We start from the raw sequence: 483 nt of genomic DNA, 5'->3' as shown, positions 1-483 counted from the left end.
GCAGTTTCGTTGTTCGCCACGTCCTTCATCGGCTCCTAGCGCCTAGGCATCCTCCGTGTGCTCTTAGTAGCTTAACCCTATGCTCCGGTTTCGACTGCTCGCTTCCCTTGTTTTGCTTGCGCAAAGCCAAAAGTCGCTCCCATCCGATACCATCGCAATTGCATTATCTACCGTTTTTATTGAAACTTGTTATACACAAGTTCAGCTAAAAAGGAATGTTCTAATTCGCGTTTATTTCGTTTCGATATCTAGTTTTCAAAGAACAAATCGTTTGATTCGGGCCGTTCACGGATGTGTCAGTCGAATCAACGAGAAGTTTGAGAGTTTGAGCTCTCAAAACTGAGCAACGAGTGAGTAACTAGCCGACCTGGCTAGATTTTAGATTTGAATGTCTTCATTGCAGAAGACGATTCTCCATAGAAAGGAGGTGATCCAGCCGCACCTTCCGATACGGCTACCTTGTTACGACTTCACCCCAATCAT

The 483-nt window shown here is 45.3% G+C and carries 1 rRNA gene; it reads right to left on the bottom strand.

Going from position 1 to position 483, the window contains the following annotated elements:
* Positions 1-420: 420 nt before the first annotated feature.
* Positions 421-483: ribosomal RNA gene (locus FS818_RS28320) — 16S ribosomal RNA — on the bottom strand; the annotation flags it as partial.

Origin of the sequence: Paenibacillus xylanexedens, assembly GCF_007680605.1 — a bacterium.
GTDB classification, from domain to species: Bacteria; Bacillota; Bacilli; order Paenibacillales; family Paenibacillaceae; genus Paenibacillus; species Paenibacillus xylanexedens_B.
Note: the sequence above shows the minus strand (reverse complement) of the source record. Positions and strands in the feature narration are given on the sequence as shown.